Source organism: Streptacidiphilus jeojiensis (genome assembly GCF_042510965.1).
Lineage (GTDB): Bacteria > Actinomycetota > Actinomycetes > Streptomycetales > Streptomycetaceae > Streptacidiphilus > Streptacidiphilus jeojiensis.
This window is the reverse complement of the sequence record NZ_JBEUKS010000010.1, coordinates 300,361-317,439: the sequence shown is the minus strand read 5'-3', so window position 1 is coordinate 317,439 and position 17,079 is coordinate 300,361. Positions and strand designations below refer to the sequence as shown.

Annotated in this window: 20 protein-coding genes; 10 read left to right on the top strand and 10 right to left on the bottom strand. The window is 71.5% G+C overall.

Annotated elements, in window-relative coordinates; all coding sequences use genetic code 11:
• Nucleotides 1-14: 14 nt before the first annotated feature.
• The 3 genes from ABUW04_RS27270 to ABUW04_RS27260 form a co-directional block, all read right to left on the bottom strand.
• Nucleotides 15-368, bottom strand: a complete 354-nt coding sequence (locus ABUW04_RS27270; protein ID WP_030255780.1) for a DUF2516 family protein — start codon at nt 366-368, stop codon at nt 15-17.
• 171 nt (nt 369-539) lie between these two features.
• Nucleotides 540-1,115 carry a hypothetical protein gene (locus ABUW04_RS27265; RefSeq protein WP_380566935.1) on the bottom strand — a complete coding sequence of 192 codons (576 nt, stop codon included), beginning with the start codon at nt 1,113-1,115 and terminating at the stop codon, nt 540-542.
• The gene (locus ABUW04_RS27260; RefSeq protein ID WP_051725462.1) at nt 1,102-1,539 is read right to left on the bottom strand and encodes a helix-turn-helix domain-containing protein; all 438 of its coding nucleotides are present in this window, start codon (nt 1,537-1,539) and stop codon (nt 1,102-1,104) included. The genes ABUW04_RS27265 and ABUW04_RS27260 overlap by 14 nt, the downstream gene beginning before the upstream one ends.
• Nucleotides 1,540-1,626: 87 nt before the next feature.
• Between ABUW04_RS27260 and ABUW04_RS27255 the strand changes: the two genes are divergently transcribed.
• Nucleotides 1,627-1,923, top strand: coding sequence for a hypothetical protein (locus ABUW04_RS27255; protein ID WP_380566934.1), 297 nt, complete (start codon nt 1,627-1,629; stop codon nt 1,921-1,923).
• Between the two features lie 45 nt (nt 1,924-1,968).
• Here ABUW04_RS27255 and ABUW04_RS27250 read toward each other — a convergent pair whose 3' ends face one another.
• Nucleotides 1,969-3,192, bottom strand: a complete 1,224-nt coding sequence (locus tag ABUW04_RS27250; protein WP_380566933.1) for an MFS transporter — start codon at nt 3,190-3,192, stop codon at nt 1,969-1,971.
• A gap of 164 nt (nt 3,193-3,356) precedes the next feature.
• On the opposite strand from ABUW04_RS27250, the gene ABUW04_RS27245 reads away from it, so the two are divergent.
• Nucleotides 3,357-4,376, top strand: coding sequence for an ROK family transcriptional regulator (locus ABUW04_RS27245; protein WP_380566976.1), 1,020 nt, complete (start codon nt 3,357-3,359; stop codon nt 4,374-4,376).
• A 25-nt stretch (nt 4,377-4,401) separates the two neighbouring features.
• On the opposite strand, the gene ABUW04_RS27240 is transcribed toward ABUW04_RS27245, so the two are convergent.
• Nucleotides 4,402-4,848 carry a nuclear transport factor 2 family protein gene (locus ABUW04_RS27240; protein ID WP_380566932.1) on the bottom strand — a complete coding sequence of 149 codons (447 nt, stop codon included), beginning with the start codon at nt 4,846-4,848 and terminating at the stop codon, nt 4,402-4,404.
• A 95-nt stretch (nt 4,849-4,943) separates the two neighbouring features.
• Here ABUW04_RS27240 and ABUW04_RS27235 point away from each other — a divergent pair, with 95 nt between their 5' ends.
• The gene (locus ABUW04_RS27235; protein ID WP_380566931.1) at nt 4,944-5,555 is read left to right on the top strand and encodes a PadR family transcriptional regulator; all 612 of its coding nucleotides are present in this window, start codon (nt 4,944-4,946) and stop codon (nt 5,553-5,555) included.
• Here ABUW04_RS27235 and ABUW04_RS27230 read toward each other — a convergent pair.
• Nucleotides 5,499-6,086, bottom strand: a complete 588-nt coding sequence (locus tag ABUW04_RS27230; RefSeq protein WP_380566930.1) for a YdeI/OmpD-associated family protein — start codon at nt 6,084-6,086, stop codon at nt 5,499-5,501. The two genes, ABUW04_RS27235 and ABUW04_RS27230, sit on opposite strands and share 57 nt — an antisense overlap.
• A gap of 10 nt (nt 6,087-6,096) precedes the next feature.
• Entirely contained in the window at nt 6,097-6,399 is a 303-nt protein-coding gene (locus ABUW04_RS27225) for a hypothetical protein (protein ID WP_380566929.1), read from the bottom strand.
• Between the two features lie 205 nt (nt 6,400-6,604).
• Here ABUW04_RS27225 and ABUW04_RS27220 point away from each other — a divergent pair, with 205 nt between their 5' ends.
• The 3 genes from ABUW04_RS27220 to ABUW04_RS27210 all read left to right on the top strand — a co-directional run bounded on the left by ABUW04_RS27220 (nt 6,605) and on the right by ABUW04_RS27210 (nt 10,276).
• Nucleotides 6,605-8,005: an MFS transporter gene (locus tag ABUW04_RS27220; RefSeq protein ID WP_380566928.1), complete on the top strand. Its 1,401-nt coding sequence runs from the start codon at nt 6,605-6,607 to the stop codon at nt 8,003-8,005.
• A 196-nt stretch (nt 8,006-8,201) separates the two neighbouring features.
• Nucleotides 8,202-9,107: an SAM-dependent methyltransferase gene (locus tag ABUW04_RS27215; protein WP_380566927.1), complete on the top strand. Its 906-nt coding sequence runs from the start codon at nt 8,202-8,204 to the stop codon at nt 9,105-9,107.
• A 203-nt stretch (nt 9,108-9,310) separates the two neighbouring features.
• Nucleotides 9,311-10,276, top strand: coding sequence for a sigma-70 family RNA polymerase sigma factor (locus ABUW04_RS27210; protein WP_380566926.1), 966 nt, complete (start codon nt 9,311-9,313; stop codon nt 10,274-10,276).
• Nucleotides 10,277-10,314: 38 nt separating this feature from the next.
• On the opposite strand, the gene ABUW04_RS27205 is transcribed toward ABUW04_RS27210, so the two are convergent.
• On the bottom strand, nt 10,315-11,685 hold the full coding sequence (locus ABUW04_RS27205) for an MFS transporter (protein ID WP_380566925.1): 1,371 nt from the start codon (nt 11,683-11,685) through the stop codon (nt 10,315-10,317).
• Between the two features lie 183 nt (nt 11,686-11,868).
• Between ABUW04_RS27205 and ABUW04_RS27200 the strand changes: the two genes are divergently transcribed.
• The 3 genes from ABUW04_RS27200 to ABUW04_RS27190 are packed head-to-tail and all read left to right on the top strand — an operon-like array spanning nt 11,869 to nt 13,694.
• The gene (locus tag ABUW04_RS27200) at nt 11,869-12,285 is read left to right on the top strand and encodes a hypothetical protein (protein ID WP_380566924.1); all 417 of its coding nucleotides are present in this window, start codon (nt 11,869-11,871) and stop codon (nt 12,283-12,285) included.
• Nucleotides 12,286-12,298: 13 nt separating this feature from the next.
• Nucleotides 12,299-12,859 carry a thiol-disulfide oxidoreductase DCC family protein gene (locus tag ABUW04_RS27195; protein WP_380566923.1) on the top strand — a complete coding sequence of 187 codons (561 nt, stop codon included), beginning with the start codon at nt 12,299-12,301 and terminating at the stop codon, nt 12,857-12,859.
• Nucleotides 12,860-12,869: 10 nt separating this feature from the next.
• Nucleotides 12,870-13,694: a TetR/AcrR family transcriptional regulator gene (locus ABUW04_RS27190; protein ID WP_380566922.1), complete on the top strand. Its 825-nt coding sequence runs from the start codon at nt 12,870-12,872 to the stop codon at nt 13,692-13,694.
• On the opposite strand, the gene ABUW04_RS27185 is transcribed toward ABUW04_RS27190, so the two are convergent.
• A complete protein-coding gene (locus tag ABUW04_RS27185) occupies nt 13,666-14,952 on the bottom strand; it encodes a GNAT family N-acetyltransferase (protein ID WP_380566921.1) in 1,287 nt (428 codons plus the stop codon). The genes ABUW04_RS27190 and ABUW04_RS27185 overlap by 29 nt on opposite strands.
• 182 nt (nt 14,953-15,134) lie before the next feature.
• On the opposite strand from ABUW04_RS27185, the gene ABUW04_RS27180 reads away from it, so the two are divergent.
• Nucleotides 15,135-15,746 (top strand): Uma2 family endonuclease, encoded by a 612-nt coding sequence (locus ABUW04_RS27180; protein WP_380566920.1) that lies wholly within the window; start codon nt 15,135-15,137, stop codon nt 15,744-15,746.
• On the opposite strand, the gene ABUW04_RS27175 is transcribed toward ABUW04_RS27180, so the two are convergent.
• The gene (locus ABUW04_RS27175) at nt 15,724-17,058 is read right to left on the bottom strand and encodes an MDR family MFS transporter (protein WP_380566919.1); all 1,335 of its coding nucleotides are present in this window, start codon (nt 17,056-17,058) and stop codon (nt 15,724-15,726) included. The two genes, ABUW04_RS27180 and ABUW04_RS27175, sit on opposite strands and share 23 nt — an antisense overlap.
• Between the last annotated feature and the right edge of the window lie 21 nt (nt 17,059-17,079).

Here is a 17,079-nt window from a genome sequence, read left to right as displayed (position 1 = left end):
GGGGACCGCGGGGGTCACCAGGGTCCGTACGGCCCCATGTTGCTCCGGTCGTCCTTTTTGCCGCCCAGGCGGCCCTTGCCGCGCCGCTGCGGCGAGATCGCCCGGATCCGGGGGCGCACGTCCACCATGTAGACGATCGCCGCCACCAGGCCGATCAGGCTGAGCATCTGACCCAGGCCGGGCACCGAGAAAATGCTCACCGCCACCGCCAGGCCCAGCACGATCAGCCAGAACGGCTTGGTCTGCTTGTCCACGGCCCGGTAGGCGTCCTCGCGCCGGAACGCGGCGTCGATGAAGACGAACACCTTGAACGCGAGCAGGGCGAGCATCAGCCACCCCAGCACATTGCTGAACCAGTCAACCAGGATGCCGCCAGCCAGCTGCTCGACCATCACATCTCCTTAGGCCCCGCACAGTCCTGCCGGATTCTGCGGCACATCGTCCCACGGGGCTGCCCCCGCTGGATTGAACGAAAGGAACGCGCCGGAGGTGCCCGACGCGTCCCTTCCTTCCCTGCTGACCGCCTGTTCAGGCCTCGATCAGGCCTTGGGCGTGCTCTTCCGCGGCGTGGTGCGCTTGGCGGCCGGCTTGGCCGGGGCCTCCGGCTCGACCGCAGCGGCCGCGTCAACGGTCTTGTCGGCGGCGGTCGCGGCGACCTGGTCGACCTCGGCCGCGAAGGCGTCGGCCTTGGACTCGGCCTTGCCGGCGATGCCGACGAGCTCGTCCGCGGTCTCCTTGCGCTGGCGGTCCACCACGACCTTGCCGCGCTCGGCCAACTCGTCGTAGACCTCGCGGGCCTTGACGGCCAGCTCGGCGGCCCGGCCGACCGACTGCAGCGCCAGGTCCTGGGCCTTCTCCTGCAGCGACTTGAAGTCACCGGGCAGGCTGGACACCGTCTCGCTGACCTTGGCCTGGGCCCCGGTCAGCCGCGCCTGGGCCTCCTTCAGCCGGGTCGCGGCCTGCTCCTGCACGACCTTGCGGTCGGTGGCGGCGAGGGTGGCCGCCTTCTCGGGCACCTCGCGCAGCTTCTCCACCGCGAGGTCGCCGGCGCCCGCGAGCGCGTACAGCGGCGTGGGGTCCGAAAGGGTCTTGCGCAGATCGTCAGTGATGGGCATGGGAGTTCCTCCCCTGGTCGGGATCTTCGTGGGTCCTGCCGGCAGGTGTCCCCGCCTCCGCCTCGCCGGTCTCGCCCTCGTGGGCGTTCTCCTTGAGGAAGGAGTCGTAGACGGCGAGCAGCACCTGCTTCTGCCGCTCGTTGATCAGTGAGTCCGCGAAGATCGCCGCCCGGAGTTCCAGGCCGGCCTCCTCGCGCTCGTCGAGGATCCCCGCCTGCACGTACAGCGTCTCCGCCGAGATCCGCAGCGCCTTGGCGATCTGCTGCAGGATCTCCGCACTCGGCTTCCTCAACCCGCGCTCGATCTGGCTGAGATACGGATTGGACACCCCGGCGGCGTCGGCGAGCTGACGCAGTGAGTACTGCGCATGCCGCCGCTGCTCACGGATGTACTCGCCGAGCGAGCCGACGTTCAGTGAGGCCATGCCTCCACCATGCACCTCTGGTGCTAACTATTGCAAGCACATCGCTTGCAACTGTGACCCATGTCGCCCACCGCATCACTCGATCCAGTGACTCAGGGTGTCCTTCCGCGGGTCCTGCCGTTCGCTGACCGATCAGTCGCCGGCTCGCTGCAGATCGTTGGCTCCAGCGGCTTCGTCCAGATCGGCGGCCCCGACGGCAGCGGCTGCGCGGCCGACCGGATCGCCGGCTCGGTGGAGCTGCGGGCCGACCAGGGCGGCGTGGACCTGGTCGGAAACCGGATCGGCGGCACCTTGGACTGCGCCGCCAACACGCCCCCGCCCGGCAACGAGGGGAAGCCCAACACGGTGACCGGCCCGCGAACCGAACAGTGCGCGCTGCTCTAGCCGTTCGGTCCCCTGACACAGCAGCCGTCGATGGCTGATGCTGCGTCAGGGGCAGGCCGCGACCGGCGGGGCCTCACTGTTCGCAGACCTCGCCGCCACGGTGCCGCCCGCGCCCGTGCCTGCCTCCGCGCCGCTGCGTGGCCGCAGCGCGCCGGCGAGCAGGGCCATCAGCGCCGCCATCACCGTGACCAGTCCGAACGCCGCCGGGTAGGAGAAGGCGCCCGCGGTCCAGCCGGTCGCGGCCGGTGCGATCAGGCCGGACAGGTAGGTGATGGTGGCGACGCCGGCCACCCCCTCGCCCGCCGACGCGCCGGTCCGGCCCGCCGCGGCGAAGACCAGCGGGACGACCACGGCGATGCCGATGCCGATCATTGCCAACCCCACCATGCAGAGCCAGGGGGTGCGGGCCGACACCATCACCGCGCCGCCGGCCGCGGCGAGGCCGCCGCCGGCGCGGACCACCGCCACCGCGCCGAACCGGCGGACGAAGCGGTCGCCGAGCAGGCGGGTGGCGGCCATGCAGGAGGCGAACAGGGTGAAGGCCAGCGCGGCACCCCCCGGGCCGGCGCCGGCCACCTTGGTGACGTAGACCCCGGCCCAGTTGGTGCTGGCCCCCTCGGTGAAGGTGCCGAAGAAGCCCACCACGCCGATGCCCAGGATCGCCCTGGTCGGTAGCGAGAAGCGGCGCGGGGCCGGGGCGCCGGCCGCCGACGTGCCGTCGGGCGCCAGGCCCCGTCCGGCGACCAGCGCGACGGCCAGCAGCATGGCCGCGGTGGCGAGCAGGTGGGGCCGTGCCCCGATGCGGTAGTGCGCCGCCAGGATGCCCAGCCCGCCGGCCAGCAGGCTGCCGACGCACCAGAGCCCGTGCAGCCCGCTGATGATCGAGCGTCCCAACCGGCGTTCCACCGAGACGGCGTGGGCGTTCATCACCACGTCGCTGATCCCCGCCCCGGCGCCGAACAGCAGGAACGCACCGAACAGGAAGGGCGGCGAGGGGGCCAGTACCGGCAGCGGCAGCAGCACGCACCACAGGGCGATCAGCAGCCGTACGGTGCGCCGCCCGCCCAGGCGGTGCGCCAGCCGGCTGGCCATCGGCATCGCCACGAAGGCGCCGACGGGCGGGCAGAAGAGCACCATGCCCAGCAGTCCGGGGCTGAGGTGGTAGTGGGAGCTGAGCCAGGGGATGCAGGTGGTCAGGGTTCCGGCCACGGCCCCGTGCACGGCGAAGACCAGGGCGATGGCGCGGTGGTGCGTCAGGTATCGGGTCACGGGGATAAATTATCAGGCAGGCTTCCTGATGAAAAGAGTCAACAGGCAGGCTTCCTGACTAATATGGCCGCATGAGCGTTCCCACCGGCAGCCGCAACCCTGCCTCCGCGAAGACTGTGACGGCGGCGAAGACCGTGACTGGGGCGAAGACCGCGACTCCGGCCATGGCCCGCGCGATCAACGACCGGCTGGCCCTGGACCTGCTGCTGGAGCACGGACCGCTCTCCGCCCCCCAGCTGCGCGACCTCACCGGACTGTCCCGCCCCACCGTCGCCGACCTGGTGGAACGGCTGCGCGAGGCCGGCCTGGTCGAAGCCGGCGGTGAGTCCGGCGAGGAGCGGCGCGGCCCCAACGCCCGGCTGTACGCGCTGGTCGCCGGGCGGGCCCATGTCGCCGGGGTGGACGTCCGGCGCCGCGGGGTCGAGGTCACCGTCGCCGACCTCACCGGACGTACGGTCGGCCGGGCCGAAGGACCGTCAGGACCCGACCTGACGGCGGACATCGCCCGGGCGGTGACGGAGGCCGCCGGGGGCCGCCCGCTGCACGCGGTGGTGCTGGGGGCTCCCGGGCTGGTGCACCCGCACACCAGCGACCTGCGCAGTTGCGCGGGGATCGCGGGATGGAGCGACGACCTGCTGCCCCGGCTCCCGGAGCGGCTCGCGGTCGACGGCGTCCGCCCCGAGGTGCTGCTGGAGAACGAGACCAATCTCGCCGCCGTGGCCGAGCTTCGGACCGGATCGGCCGTGGGACGGGAGGACTTCGTCCTCTTCTGGCTGGACGAGGGGGTCGGCGGAGCGGTCGTCCTCGGCGGGCGGGTCCGGCGCGGGGTCTCCGGCGGCGCCGGGGAGTTCGGCACGCTGCAGGTCGCCGGCGGCGACTTCTGCTACGCGGTGAACCCGCGGACCGCGGCCGACCTGGGGGACGCGGTGCTGGCCGAGCGGATCGCCGCCGGGGCGGCCGACGTGGTCCGGGTCCTGGACCCGGGCCTGGTGGTACTCGGCGGCAACGTCGGCCGCGCAGGCGGCGAAGCCCTGGCCGCCCGGGTCGCGGACCACCTCTCCAGGCTCACCCCCGTACCCACCGAGGTCCGCGCGACCGCCGTCGAGGACAACGCCGTCCTCCAGGGCGCTGTACTGACAGCCCTCGACCTCACCCGCGACCGGGTATTCAGCCCGGCCTCCTGAGCGCGTCGCACCTCCCGGCGGACCGTCAGCGAGCGGCCGAAGGGGCGGGTGCCAGGCCGTCGGCGATCAGGCCGGTGAGGACTGCTTCGCCCAGGGTCTGGACGGCGGACTGCGGGCGGACCATCACGGTGATCTCCTTGATCCGGTTCTGCTCGTCGAAGTGCAGCAGGTCGATGCCGTGGATCTGCTTGCCGTTCACGGTGGCGCGGAACAGCAGGATCGCCGACGCGGCCTCGGCGCCGTCGCTGCTGGTCTCCGAGGTGCCGTCGAACCGTCCGACGTAGTGGAAGTCCTCGAAGGTGCGCAGCAGGACCCGGAACAGGCCCAGCACCATCGGCCTGCCCTCGAACGGCGTGAACTTGACCGGGCTGTAGAGCCGGACGTCCTCGGTGAACAGGTCCTCGAGAGCGGTCAGGTCGTGGCTGTCGACGGCGCTGCGGAAGCGGTCCGCGGTGGCGGCGGTGGTGGCCATGGGCCCTCCTTGATACTCATGGATATGACTATTCCTGTTCATGACTACCATGGGGAACGGACCGGTGAACAGGGGCGAGCAGGAGAGGTGGTTCCATGGCACTGCGCCACGCCGTGCTGGCGGCACTGCTGGACGAGGAGTTGAGCGGCTACCAGCTGACCAAGGCGTTCGACCTGGGCGTGGCGAACTTCTGGCACGCGCTGCCGCAGCAGCTCTACGCCGAGTTGGCCAAGCTGGAGCAGGACGGGCTGATCGCCGGCCGGGAGGTGGTCCAGGAGGCGCGGCCCAACAAGCGTCTCTTCCAGGTGACCGAGGCCGGACTGGCCGAGCTGGAGCGGTTCGCCGCGACCGCCACCAAGCCCTCCTTCATCCGCGACGACCTTCTGGTGAAGGTGCAGAGCGCCGACCATGTCGACACCGGTGCGCTGATCGCCCAGCTCACCGAGCGGGCGGCGTTCGCCGAGGCCAAGATCGGGCTCTTCGACGAACTGCTGCGGAAGATGCGCGGTGACCGCAGCGAGCAGGAGTACCTGCGCCACGGCGAACGGATCGGCCCCTACCTCACCTGCCTGCGCGGCCTGGCCTTCGAGCAGGGCAACCGGGACTGGTGCGAGCGTGCCGTGACGGTCCTGCGGGAACGGCGATCCGGCTCACGCCCGGCCGTCCGCACCACCGTCGCCACTCAGCAACCGGACGGCCCTGAGTAGCCGCGCCTGCCTGGTCTCCGGCGTGAGCGCCTGGAGCAACGGCAGGATCAGCTGATAGCGACCGGTCCTGTCGAGCGCCTCGAATGCCCTCCTGGCCTCAGGATCCGCGTCGAGCGCCGCCGTCAGGTCGGGCGGTGTCGTCGCCGCCTTCTGCGATGCGTAGGCCGCCGCCCACCGCCCGTCCTGCTGCGCCCTGCGGACCTCGGCCAGCCCGGGTTCCCGCATCCGTCCGGCGGCCACCAGCTCTACCACCTTGTCGACATTCACCTGCGACCAGAGGCTCTTCGCTCGACGCGGCACGTACTTCTGGAGGTAGTACTGCCCGTCGAACGACCGCCGTTGCCCGGAGACCCAGCCGTAGCAGAGCCCGACGTCGACCAGCTCGTCGTCGGTGACCGTCGGGATGCCGGAGTTCTTCTTGGCCACCTTGATCCATACGCCCTCGTGACGCAGGTGATGATCGGTCAGCCAGCTCTCGAACGCCTCGGCGTCCGGAAAAGCGATGATCTCCACGCCGTCGAGTTCATCCATGGGCCAGACCCTATGCGGCGGGGTGGTCCGCGGCGAGCAGCCAGCGCCAGCGCCGGCGTTCGGTGACCAGAGCGGCTGCGGCCAGCAGGCTCACCACGACCGCCGCCCAGACCGGCCAGGCCACCCAGGAGGAGACCACGGCCGCCGCCAGCTGCAGCAGCACCAGCAGGACGGTGGCCCAGCCCGGAACCGCGACGATCACCTTGGCCTTGTCCCCGGGCGTGGAGAACACCGTCGGCAGGCCGATCAGCACCACCACGGACAACGCAGCCAGCAGCCACGAACGTCCGGACAGCGCCCAGGGCGTGGCCACCCACGCGACAAGCTCCGTCGCGAACCGCAACACGGAGGCGACCCGATCGTCCGGCGGCCCGGAGGACGCGTCTGCTGCAGCGGCGTCAGTCACCAGGGGACGATCTCACGCCGACGGCCGGCGCCGCCAGAGGGGTCGTTACCGACACCCGGCACCGTCGTGATTGGTCCGGCTCCGGCCACCGTCCGTGGCAGGATGCGCGCCCATGACGAACCACCGGGAGACCCGCGAGGAGACCGAAGCAGTAACAGACCGGGGTTCACGGCCAGGCACCCGCGAGGCGTCGGTCGGAGACGAACCACCACGCCGGCCGAGTCGGTCGCTGTACCGGGACCGCGACTATCTGATGCTCTGGTCGGGGCAGGCCGTGAACAACGTCGGCGACGCCGTCAGCAGTGTGGCCCTCCCGCTGCTGGCCATCACGCTGCTGCACATCAACGCGCTGCAGGCCGGATCCCTGCGGGCGGCAGAGCAGTTGACCGCACTGTTCTCGGTGCCGCTGGGGGTGCTGGTCGACAGGGTGCGCAAACGCAGGCTGATGATCGGTACGGACCTGCTGCGCACGTCGGTGACCGTACTCGTCCCCGTCGCGGGCCTCGCGGGCTTCCTGTCCTTCCCACTGCTGATCGGTGTCGCGCTGGTGATGGGGTTGCTGGACTCGCTGTTCTCCATCGCCTACTCCAGCCATCTGCCCGACTTCCTGCCGGAGCGTCACCGGATGCAGGGCACAGCCCAGTTGGGAACCGGGAAGTTCGGCGCCCTATCCGGCGGCTACGCCCTCGGCGGCGTCCTGGTCTCGGTCGCCGGCGCGTCCCGCACCCTGCTGTTGGACTCCGCCTCGTACCTGGTCAGCGCCCTGACCCTGCTGGCGGTCCGCCGCCCGGACCCGCTGCCGGCACCCCGGACCTCGGGGGCCGTTCCGCGGGGCTCGGCCACCGGCTCCGCAGGGCTTTCGGCGACACTCGCCGGATGGCGGCAGGAGCTCGGGGTCGGCGTCCAGTGCCTGCGTGCCGATCCGCAACTGGGCGTCCTCGCCGTCACCATGACCTGGATCTCGTTCGCTCTGGCGCTGGCTGCTGCCGTGGAGATGCTGTTCCTGGTCGAGGATCTGCATGCCTCCTCGCTGGGCATCGGGCTGGTGCTGGGACTGCCGGTTCTGGCCGGAGTCCCGGGCAGCCAGCTCTCGGTCCGGCTGATGCGGCGTTTCGGACCGGCCCGGGTGATGCGTGTCGCCATCGTCGGCTACGCACCCGTCGTGGCGGCTCCGGCCCTTGCCCCGGCCGGGACCGTCGGACTCGTCGTCGCCGGTTGCGGCTGGGCCGCCCTGATCCTGGTGGCCGGTGTCTACAACGCCTCCAACAACGTCCTGCGCCAGCAGATCACCCCAGCTGCCGCGCGAGGCCGGGTCAATGCCTCCATCCGCGCCATGGCCGCGTCCGCGAGGTTGGTCGCCCTGCTGATCGGTGGGGCCGTCGGCACCATGCTGGGACTGCGGTGCGTGATGGTGGTCTCGGCGCTGGCCCTGGTCGGGCCGGCGGTGCTGCTGCTCTCGTCCAGCAGCTTCGGTTCAGGCCCGGTCGTGCCCGTGCCCCAGAGTCGGACCTGACGCCGCACCGCGACCGACCTGCTCGGCGGTCCGGCGGAGCCGACGGACCACTGAGCCGATCGCCCGCGGCTCTTCCCGCCGGCGCAGTTTCCGCCACGGTTTCTGAGTGAATGTCAGTACGGATCGCATGCCATCGACCTACCCTGGCGGCTGACAGCACCGGGGAGCCGAGCGGTACGGGGGAGGCGGGGGCACCGTGGCACAGGAGGCGGAGCAGCCGGATCGGACGGGCAGGACCGACAGAGCGGGCGGAACGGACAGTACGTACGGGGCGGACAGCACGTACGGGACGGACCACGCGCCGTCCGCCGACCTGAACATGGACATACCGCATCCGTCGCGGATGTACGACTACTACCTCGGCGGCAAGGACAACTTCCCCGCCGACCGCGAGGCCGCCGAGCAGGTGCTGAGCATCGTGCCGGAGATGCGGATGGCCGCCAGGATGAACCGGGCCTTCCTGGGCCGCGCCGTCCGCCACGCGGCGGCCGCCGGCATCGTCCAGTTCCTGGACGTCGGGACGGGCATTCCGACGGCAGGCAACACCCATGAGGTCGCCCAGCAGGTCAACCCGCGGGCCCGGGTGGCCTATGTCGACAACGACCCGATCGTGCTCACCCACGCCCGCGCACTGATGGCGGGGCCCGGCCACGGGGAGACCCATGTGGTCCAGGCCGATCTGCGGGAACCCGCACGGATCCTGGGCGATCCGACGGTACGGCGGATCATCGACTTCGGCGAGCCCGTCGCCCTGGTCCTGGCCGCGATCGTGCACTTCGTCCCGGACGAGGACGGTCCGCACGACATCGTCGAGCAACTGCTGAAGCCGCTGCCGGCTGGCAGCATGCTGATCCTCAGCCATGGCTCCTGGGAGGCCGAGGGGGAGGACTTCTCCGACCGTGCCGAGCAGATCAAGACCCCCTACAGCCGCGCCAGCGCGCAACTGCACCTGCGCTCCCGCGCCGAGATCGACCGGTTCTTCACCGGGGTGGACGTGATCGAGCCCGGCGTGGTGCCGGTCTCCAACTGGCGGGCCCGGGCGACCCACGAGGAGTGGCTGGGCGCCCGCGGCTTCTTCGGCGGCGTCGGCGTCAAGCCCTGACCGTCGTCAAGCCCTGACCGTCGCGGTCGTGGTGGCTGCCGGGCCTCCGCCGTGGAACGGACGATCATGGCAGGTGAGCAGGGTCACCCCCACGCGCCCGCCACGTTCCGCCCCCAGGTTCCGCTCCCAGGACGTCCGCGCCGTCACAACGGCTGCGTTCCGTCGGTCAGAGCAGTGACCGACGCGACGAAGGAATGGGATCGATGGACGACGAGACGAACGACAAGGAGTTCCTGGCCCGGCGCTTCGAGGAGCACCGCGGCCATCTGCGCTCGGTGGCCTACCGCATGCTCGGCTCGCTCACCGAGGCCGACGACGCCGTCCAGGAGGCCTGGCTGCGGCTCAGCCGCACCGAGGAGCGGGCGGAGGCCGAGGAGATCGAGAACCTGGGCGGCTGGCTGACCACGGTCGTCGCCCGGGTGTCGCTCTCCATGCTGCGCTCGCGCCGGATCCGCAGGGAGGAGTCGCTGGACGCGGAGTTCTTCGTCCCCGACCCGATCATCGAACGCATCGAGGGGGGCACGGGGACGGGCGGCAGCGCCGCCGACGATCCCGAGCAGCAGGCGCTGCTCGCCGACTCGGTCGGGCTGGCCCTGCTGGTCGTGCTGCAGACGCTGACCCCGGCCGAACGGCTCGCTTTCGTGCTGCACGACATGTTCGCGGTGCCGTTCGAGGAGATCGCCCCGATCGTGGAGCGCACCCCGGCCGCCGCCCGGCAGCTGGCCAGCCGGGCCCGCCGCCGGGTGCAGGGCACGGCCCCGGTCCCCGACCCCGACATCGCCCAGCAGCGCCGGGTCGTCGACGCCTTCCTCGCCGCGGCCCGGGGCGGGGACTTCGAGGCGCTGCTCACCGTCCTGGACCCGGACGCGGTGCTGCGCGCCGACGCCGGCGTGCTGCCCGGCGCCGCCGCCTCCCGTCTGGTGCGCGGTGCGCATGCGGTGGCCGAGCAGGTGATGGGCTTCCGCCAGCTCGCCGAGTTCTCCCGTCCGGCGCTGGTCAACGGGGCGTACGGGCTGGTCACCGCGCCCGGCGGGGTGCCGGTCTCGGTGGCCGGGTTCACCGTCGTCAACGGCAGGATCCTGGAGATGAACCTGCTGGCCGACCCCGAGCGGCTCGGCCGTCTGGACCTCACCGTCCTCGGAGCCTTCCCGGCGGCGGAGGAGAAGTGACCCGCCCCTCCGTCAGCTGACCCTGACCCGACCCTCCGTCAGCCGGCCGTGGCCGCCGCCCCGTCGGTGGCCTCGGCGAAGGCCGGGGTCCGGTACGCGGCGGAGACCGTCGTACGGTCGAACACCCGCCAGGTCGCGGCCGAGACCAGGGCCGCGACCACGAACCCGGCCCAGTAGGGCGCGGTGATCCCGAAGCGTGCCGCGACCACGCCGCCGAGCACCGCGCCGACGCAGTTGCCGCCGGCCGCGACGAACAGGTTGGTGCTGCCGACCCGTCCCTGCATATGAGGAGGCGTCAGCCGCTGCCGCAGCGAGCTGGCCACGATGGTCCAGAGCGAGCCGTGCAGGCCGAAGGCGAAGAGCGCGAAGCCGATGAACCAGGCGCTGTGCGAGGTGGCCAGCGCCAGGTGCAGCCCGGCCTCGACGAGCAGGCCGACCCTGATCGTCCAGGTCGCGCCGACCCGGCCGATGAGCCGGTCGCCGACGACCGACCCGAGGATGCCGCCGACGGCCATGCAGGTGAAGAGCGCGCCGTAGCCGACGGAGCCGAGGTGGAGCCGCTCCCTGGCCAGCAGCACCAGTACGGCGGTGGCGGCGGTGAGGGTCACGTTCAGCAGCCCGATCAGTACCGCCATGGTGCGCAGCAGCCGCTGCCGCATCAGCCAGCGGAAGCCCTCGCCGATGTCGGCCAGGACCGACGAACGCGGCGCGCGCCCGGTCCCCGGCCCGGCCCCGGCCCCGTCACTGGCCCCGGTTCCCGCCCCGTCCCCGGCCGCGGCCTTCCGTGGCTCGGCCCGGTACCTTCCGGCGACGGTCCCGATCAGGACGGCGCTGGCCGCGTAGGTCCCGGCGTTGACGAAGAAGGGGATGCTCGCCGCCAGCAGGAACAGGAACCCGCCGAGGGGCCCCGCGACCATCTGCTGCATCAGCGTCACCCCGCCGACCAGCCAACCGTTCGCCCGCTCCAGCCGCTCCCGCGGCACCACCGCCGGGATCATCGCCTGGCTCGCCGAACGGAACACCACCTCACCGGTGTTGACGACGAACAGCACCGCGTAGAGCAGCGCGATGCTGGGGTGGCCGGTCGCGATCGCCGCCGCCAGCGCGGCCATCGCCGCCACCCGGACCCAGTCCACCACGATCATCAGCCGCCGCCGGTCCACCCGGTCCACCAGCACCCCGCCGGGCAGCGCGAACAGCAGCCACGGCAGCCAGGCGACCCCCGCCGCGGCGGACACCACCACCGGGTTGCTGGTACGGGACGCCACCAGCAGCGGTGCCGCGATCGTGGAGAGCCCGCTGCCCAGGGCGGACGTCGTACCCGCCGCCCACAGCCTGGCGAAGCGCGGGCCCAGCGGAGCCGTGGGAGAGGGCGGAGCGGGCTCAGGCGTTCGGGGCGGTTCAGGCATTTCGGGCGACCGGTCGCATGCCTGCTGATCCCTTGCCATGAGCACGAACCTACCAACGGGGCCCGACAACACCGAAGGGGTTTTCCGTGCTTGAACATGTTCAAAAATCCGTCTAGAGTCCTGACCGACGCAGAAACTGAACGCGTTCAAAACTCACGCACGGTCTCTCACGCGAGGTGCACCATGGACCGCACAGTCATCACCTATGTCCTCTACCTGGCGCTCAGCATCGGGCTCACCATCTGGGTGGCCCGAACCCTCAGCAACAGCGGCAGGGTCTTCCTCGCCGACGTCTTCCACGGGAGCGAGAAGCTCGCGGACGCCGTGAACCACCTCCTGGTGGTCGGCTTCTACCTGGTCAACCTGGGGTTCGTGGCCCTCTGGCTGCGCGGCGGCGACACCGACGTGCAGAACGTCAGGGGCATCTTCACCGCCCTGTCCTACAAGGTCGGCACGGTGCTGCTGGTCCTCGGCGTGCTGCATCTGCTGAACGTCTACGTCCTCAACCGGATCCGCCGCCGCGGCATGATCGACAGCGAGCAGCGCCCGCCGGTCCCGCCGCAGGGCTGGACCCCGGCCGCGCCGCTCCCGCAGGCCTGAGCCGGTGCCGCCGATGACCTCCGCCGGCCAGGACCGGGACCAGGACCGGGGCTCCGGCGACGCCCCGGTCCTGTGGTTGACGGTCCTCTACGACCCGAGCTGCCCGCTCTGCCGACATGTGAAGGGCTGGCTGGAGCGGCAGCGCAAGCTCGTCCCGATGGACTTCGTCCCGGCCGGATCCCGTCAGGCGAGGGTGCGCTTCCCGGCCCTGGACCACGCCCGCACCCTCCGCGAGATCACCGTGATCGGCGACTCCGGACAGGTGTACGAGGGGTCGGCGGCCTGGGTGGTCTGCCTCTGGGCGCTGCACGGCTACCGGGACATGTCACACCGCTTCAGCACCCCGGCCGGGGCACCGCTCGCCAAGGGCATGGTCCTCGCCGCCGCCAAGTGGCGCGCGCGGTCCAAGCGGCCCCGGCGCAGGCCTTCCGGCCGACCGACTGCACAGGGGACAGCCGGTTGGCCGGGAACAGCGCCGGTCCGGATAGGGGAATGGGTCTGGAACGGTCGCCACTGGGAGGCAGCTGCCGCCGCGTCCGACTGCGGCGACACCTGTACCCCGCCGGGCGGCTAGCCTCAGGAACGTGAACGACGCCGTGCCGACCGAGCCCCCCGCCCCCGATCCTGCTCCGGCCACCCCGGGCCAGGCCCCGGCCCCAGCCCCGGTCTCGACCCCGGTCTCGGCGAAGGGCGAGCAGACCCGGGCCCTGATCCTGGAGACCGCGATGCGGCTCTTCCAGGAGCGCGGCTACGACAAGACGACGATGCGGGCCATCGCCGCCGAAGCGGGAGTCTCGGTCGGCAACGCGTACTACTACTACGCCGGCAAGGAGTTCCTGATCCAGGGCTTCTACGACCGGATGACCCACGAACACGCCGTCGACGCCCGGGCCCGTCTCGCGGGCACCACGGACTTCGCGGAGCGGCTGCAGATCGCCCTGGAGTCCTGGGTCGACTGCGCCGCCCCGTACCACGAGTTCGCCGCCCAGTTCTTCCGCACGGCGGCCGACCCCAACAGCGCCCTCAGCCCGTTCTCCAACGAGTCCCACCCGGCCCGCACCACCGCTGTCGCCATCTTCCGCGAGGTGATCGACGGCTCCCAGCTCGGCCCCAAGCTCGATCCCGAGCTGGAGGAACTCCTCCCCGACCTGCTCTGGCTGCACCTCATGGTCATCGTCCTCTACTGGGTCTTCGACCGCACCGAGGACACCGAACGCACCCGAGCCTTCGTGGCCCGCTGCGCCCCCTTCGTTGCCAAGGTGGTCGCCCTGTCCCGGTACCGGGTCTTCCGCCCCCTGGTCCGCGACGCGGTCGACATGATCCAGGACTTCGTCCTCCCCACCATCGGCAAAGCCGCCCCGGCCCAGGGGCGGCGAGGGGTCAGAAACCGTCCGGGCACCACGGCCTGAAGTCCACTCGGAGCAGTGCGTCGGCCCGGGCTGCGCCGCCGGGGCGGAGTTCGTCGACCAGGCCGGCCGCGTGCAGCCGGGCGGTGGAGTCGTTGCCGGTGTAGAGGGTGCCCAACTCGCGGACGTCCAGGGCCAGATCGGCCTGCTCGCCGTCGCCGGCCCGGGTGAACCGTCCGGTGCCGTCCGCTGCCGCCTCCAGGGCCCAGCGGCCGTCGACGTAGCCGAGACGGTCGGTGACCTGGAGGACGACGCGGCCGGCTGCGGCATAGCTGCGGGCGGCGAAGGCGGTGGGGGCGTCGAGGATCCGCAGCCAGACGAAGTCGGAGCTGCTGTCGCCGCCGTCCACACACGCGCGGGGGTCGTCGAGGAGCAGCGGCAGCGGGTCGTCCGGGGCGATGTTGGGAATCTCGACCCGCTCGATCCAGTCGACCTGCAGCGCGTAGCGCCACAGCGCGGCAGCGGCGGCCCGGTCCACCGCGAAGTGGTCGCGGACCTTGAGCGCCGAGCGGGTGATCATGTTGGGCCACTCGTCGGTGACCGTGTACGCGAGCAGCCCGGCCGGACGGCCGGACGGATCGCGGTAGATCACGACCAGCGGTTCCTTCCACGACTTGTCCGGGTTCTGCAGATCCCCGCTGCGCAGCCGCCAGTTGATTGCCTTGCGGTCGATCGCCCCGGGCTGGGTGCGCCGGAAGCGCTCGTGCAGTTCGGGGCCGTTCTTGCGGTACTCCTCCATCGTCTGCAGCTCGAAGCTGCCGCCCTCCGCCGAGGCGGGGACGCGTACCCCGCCGGCCAGCCGGCTGTGGACGGTCACGCCCTTGTGCTGGGTGGCCGGGCCGAAGCCGAACCGGCCGTAGATGCGGTACTCGGCGGCGACGAGGATGGCGAGGCTGTCGCCGCGTTCGGCGGCGGTGGCCAGGTCCTGGGTCATCATCCGGGTCAGCAGACCGCGCCTGCGGTGGGTCTGCGAGACGGTGACGTTGGTGATGGCGTCGGTGGTCAGCGAGGCACCGCCGGGCACCGTCAGCTCGCGTACGGTGCTGCGGAACGTGCCCACGCAGCGCGCGCCGTCGAAGGCGCCGAGCGAGCGTCCGGGGACGAACTGCTCCCGGATGAAGTCCGGTGACCCGTCGCCCTTCGCCTCCATGAACCCGCTGCTCAGGGCCCTGCCCCACTCGGCGAGGTCCCCTTCCTGCACCACTCGGATCTCGATGCCGTCGCTGTCCGTCTGCCCACGGGTCGTCAGTGTCGTCGCCATACCGGGCACCTTACGATCCCGTCCCCCGGACGGCATCCGGGTTTCTCCGACGAGATGCCATGGAATGCCATGTCCTGCCACCCCGCAGGAACGGTTCGGCACTCCGAGGGCGGAACCATGCTGGTTGAGGGCCGGAGATTCCGCCTACGCTGGAGACAGTCGTGGACCCTTCCGGAGGAGACATGAGTACCGTGCTGACACCACCTGAGGAGTCTCTCACTCCGGAACCCGTGCCGGACTGGCTGATGCCGCCGCCGCAGGGCTTCACGGCAGAGGATCTCGACCGACTCACCGGCCTGCCCCCGCACACCGAGCTCATCGACGGGAGTCTGGTCCTGGTGAGTCCACAGGTCGATTACCACTCGCTCGCCATCGACCTCCTGGTCGCAGGCCTGCGCCGACAAGCCCCCGACACCCTTCGTGCCCGACGTGAGATGACGGTCCAGCTCGGAAAGCGCCAGCGTCCGGAGCCCGACCTGCTGCTGATCCGGGCAGATGCCGATCCCGGCCCCAAGCGCACCTTCTACCAGCCCTCGGATGTGCTCCTGGTCGCCGAGGTCGTCTCCGAGGAGTCCGCGGAACGCGATCGCAAGCGCAAGCCGCAGCTGTACGCCAAAGCCGGCATCCCGCACTTCTGGCTGGTCGAGATCGTGAACGCGGCGCTCGAGGTGCATGTCTACCAACTCGACGAGGTGACCGAGTCCTACGCGCTGCTCGGCATCCACCGCGACCGGCTGGAACTCCCCGCGCCCTTCCCGGTGGACATCGACCTCACGGAGTTGCAGCGGATGTGACCGCGGGCCCCTCCGCGACCACCACCGTGGGCGCGGGCCCGGTGTCCCGGCCGCGCAGCAGCCAGACGTAGCCTGCCGCAGCCACAGCACCCAGCAGGGTGCAGCTGAGCCAGACCGCACCGGCCCCGGAGGAGGCCAGCAGGAAGCCGGCCGACAACGGCGCCAGGAACGAGGCCCCGGACCAGGCCAGCGAGTAGACGCCCTGGTACCGCCCCCGGGCGTGGACCGGGGAGAGTTCGGCGACGATGGCCATGCCCGGCGGGACCCGCAGCATCTCGCCGGCCGTCCACACGGTCACCGTCAGGGCGTAGAACCAGGCACCGCCCGCGAAGGCGGTGAGGCCGAATCCGCAGCCGGTGAGCATCGCGGCCACGCTCAGCATCAGCGCCCGGCTGCGGCCTTGGATGATCCGCGTGATCGGGATCTGCAGCAGCACGATCAGCACCCCGTTGAGACTGACCACCAGGCCGTAGTCGGCGGGGGAGAAGCCCTGACGGCCCATCACGATGGGCAGGGCGATGCTGCCCTGGCCGTCCACGAAGGCGGCCAGGAAGGTCAGCCCGACGAACGCCATGAAGACCGGGTCGCGCAGCACCGCCCCCAGCCCGACCGGAGCAGGAACAGCAGCGGCAGCGGAAGCGGGTGCCGCCGCAGACGACGCAACCGGTGCGTCGGCCGCCTCCGGTCGGGTCTCCGGCACCCGGGTGAACACCACCACCGCGCAGAGCAGGGTCGTCCCTGCGTCCCCGACGAACAGCAGCAGGTAGCCGTGCGCCGCGATCAGCCCGGCTGCCGCCGCCGAGACGGCGAAGCCGATGTTGATGGCCCAGTAGTTGAGGGAGAAGGCCCGCACCCGGTCCTCGGGCCGGACCACGTCCGCCATGATCGCGGAGACCGCCGGGCGGGAGGCGTTGCTGGTGAAGCCCAGAACCGCAGCCGCCGCCGCGATCGCCCAGGCCGGATGCGCCAGGCCCAGCGCCAGCGTCATCACCGCCGTGCTGGTCTGGGCGACCAGTAGCGTCGGGCGCCGCCCGATCCGGTCCGCGAGCACGCCGCCGGCGACCGAGGCGGCACTGCCGCCGAGCCCGTAGAGCGAGGCGACCAGGCCGGCGAAGGCGGGGCTGAAGCCCCGGTCGATGGTGAGGTAGAGGGCCAGGAAGGTCACCACGAAACCGCCGAGCCGGTTCACCAGGGTGCTGGTCCAGAGCCACCAGAACGCCGCAGGCAGCCCGCCGACCGTTTCCCTGGCCGCCGTCGCCAGCCGCTCGCCCGGGCCGGGCCGATGCAGGGGTGACGAGGGCGTTCCAGGCATGGCAGTGCTCCTGAGCGGCAG

Bases quoted from the DNA above. Each gene is read 5' to 3' on its own strand.
- ABUW04_RS27265 (WP_380566935.1), bottom strand. From the start codon at position 1,115: ATGCCCATCACTGACGATCTGCGCAAGACCCTTTCGGACCCCACGCCG.
- ABUW04_RS27260 (WP_051725462.1), bottom strand. From the start codon at position 1,539: ATGGCCTCACTGAACGTCGGCTCGCTCGGCGAGTACATCCGTGAGCAG.
- ABUW04_RS27245 (WP_380566976.1), top strand. From the start codon at position 3,357: ATGGCCCGCGCGATCAACGACCGGCTGGCCCTGGACCTGCTGCTGGAG.
- ABUW04_RS27240 (WP_380566932.1), bottom strand. From the start codon at position 4,848: ATGGCCACCACCGCCGCCACCGCGGACCGCTTCCGCAGCGCCGTCGAC.
- ABUW04_RS27235 (WP_380566931.1), top strand. From the start codon at position 4,944: ATGGCACTGCGCCACGCCGTGCTGGCGGCACTGCTGGACGAGGAGTTG.
- ABUW04_RS27230 (WP_380566930.1), bottom strand. From the start codon at position 6,086: ATGGATGAACTCGACGGCGTGGAGATCATCGCTTTTCCGGACGCCGAG.
- ABUW04_RS27220 (WP_380566928.1), top strand. From the start codon at position 6,605: ATGACGAACCACCGGGAGACCCGCGAGGAGACCGAAGCAGTAACAGAC.
- ABUW04_RS27210 (WP_380566926.1), top strand. From the start codon at position 9,311: ATGGACGACGAGACGAACGACAAGGAGTTCCTGGCCCGGCGCTTCGAG.
- ABUW04_RS27205 (WP_380566925.1), bottom strand. From the start codon at position 11,685: ATGCCTGAACCGCCCCGAACGCCTGAGCCCGCTCCGCCCTCTCCCACG.
- ABUW04_RS27200 (WP_380566924.1), top strand. From the start codon at position 11,869: ATGGACCGCACAGTCATCACCTATGTCCTCTACCTGGCGCTCAGCATC.
- ABUW04_RS27195 (WP_380566923.1), top strand. From the start codon at position 12,299: ATGACCTCCGCCGGCCAGGACCGGGACCAGGACCGGGGCTCCGGCGAC.
- ABUW04_RS27185 (WP_380566921.1), bottom strand. From the start codon at position 14,952: ATGGCGACGACACTGACGACCCGTGGGCAGACGGACAGCGACGGCATC.
- ABUW04_RS27180 (WP_380566920.1), top strand. From the start codon at position 15,135: ATGAGTACCGTGCTGACACCACCTGAGGAGTCTCTCACTCCGGAACCC.
- ABUW04_RS27175 (WP_380566919.1), bottom strand. From the start codon at position 17,058: ATGCCTGGAACGCCCTCGTCACCCCTGCATCGGCCCGGCCCGGGCGAG.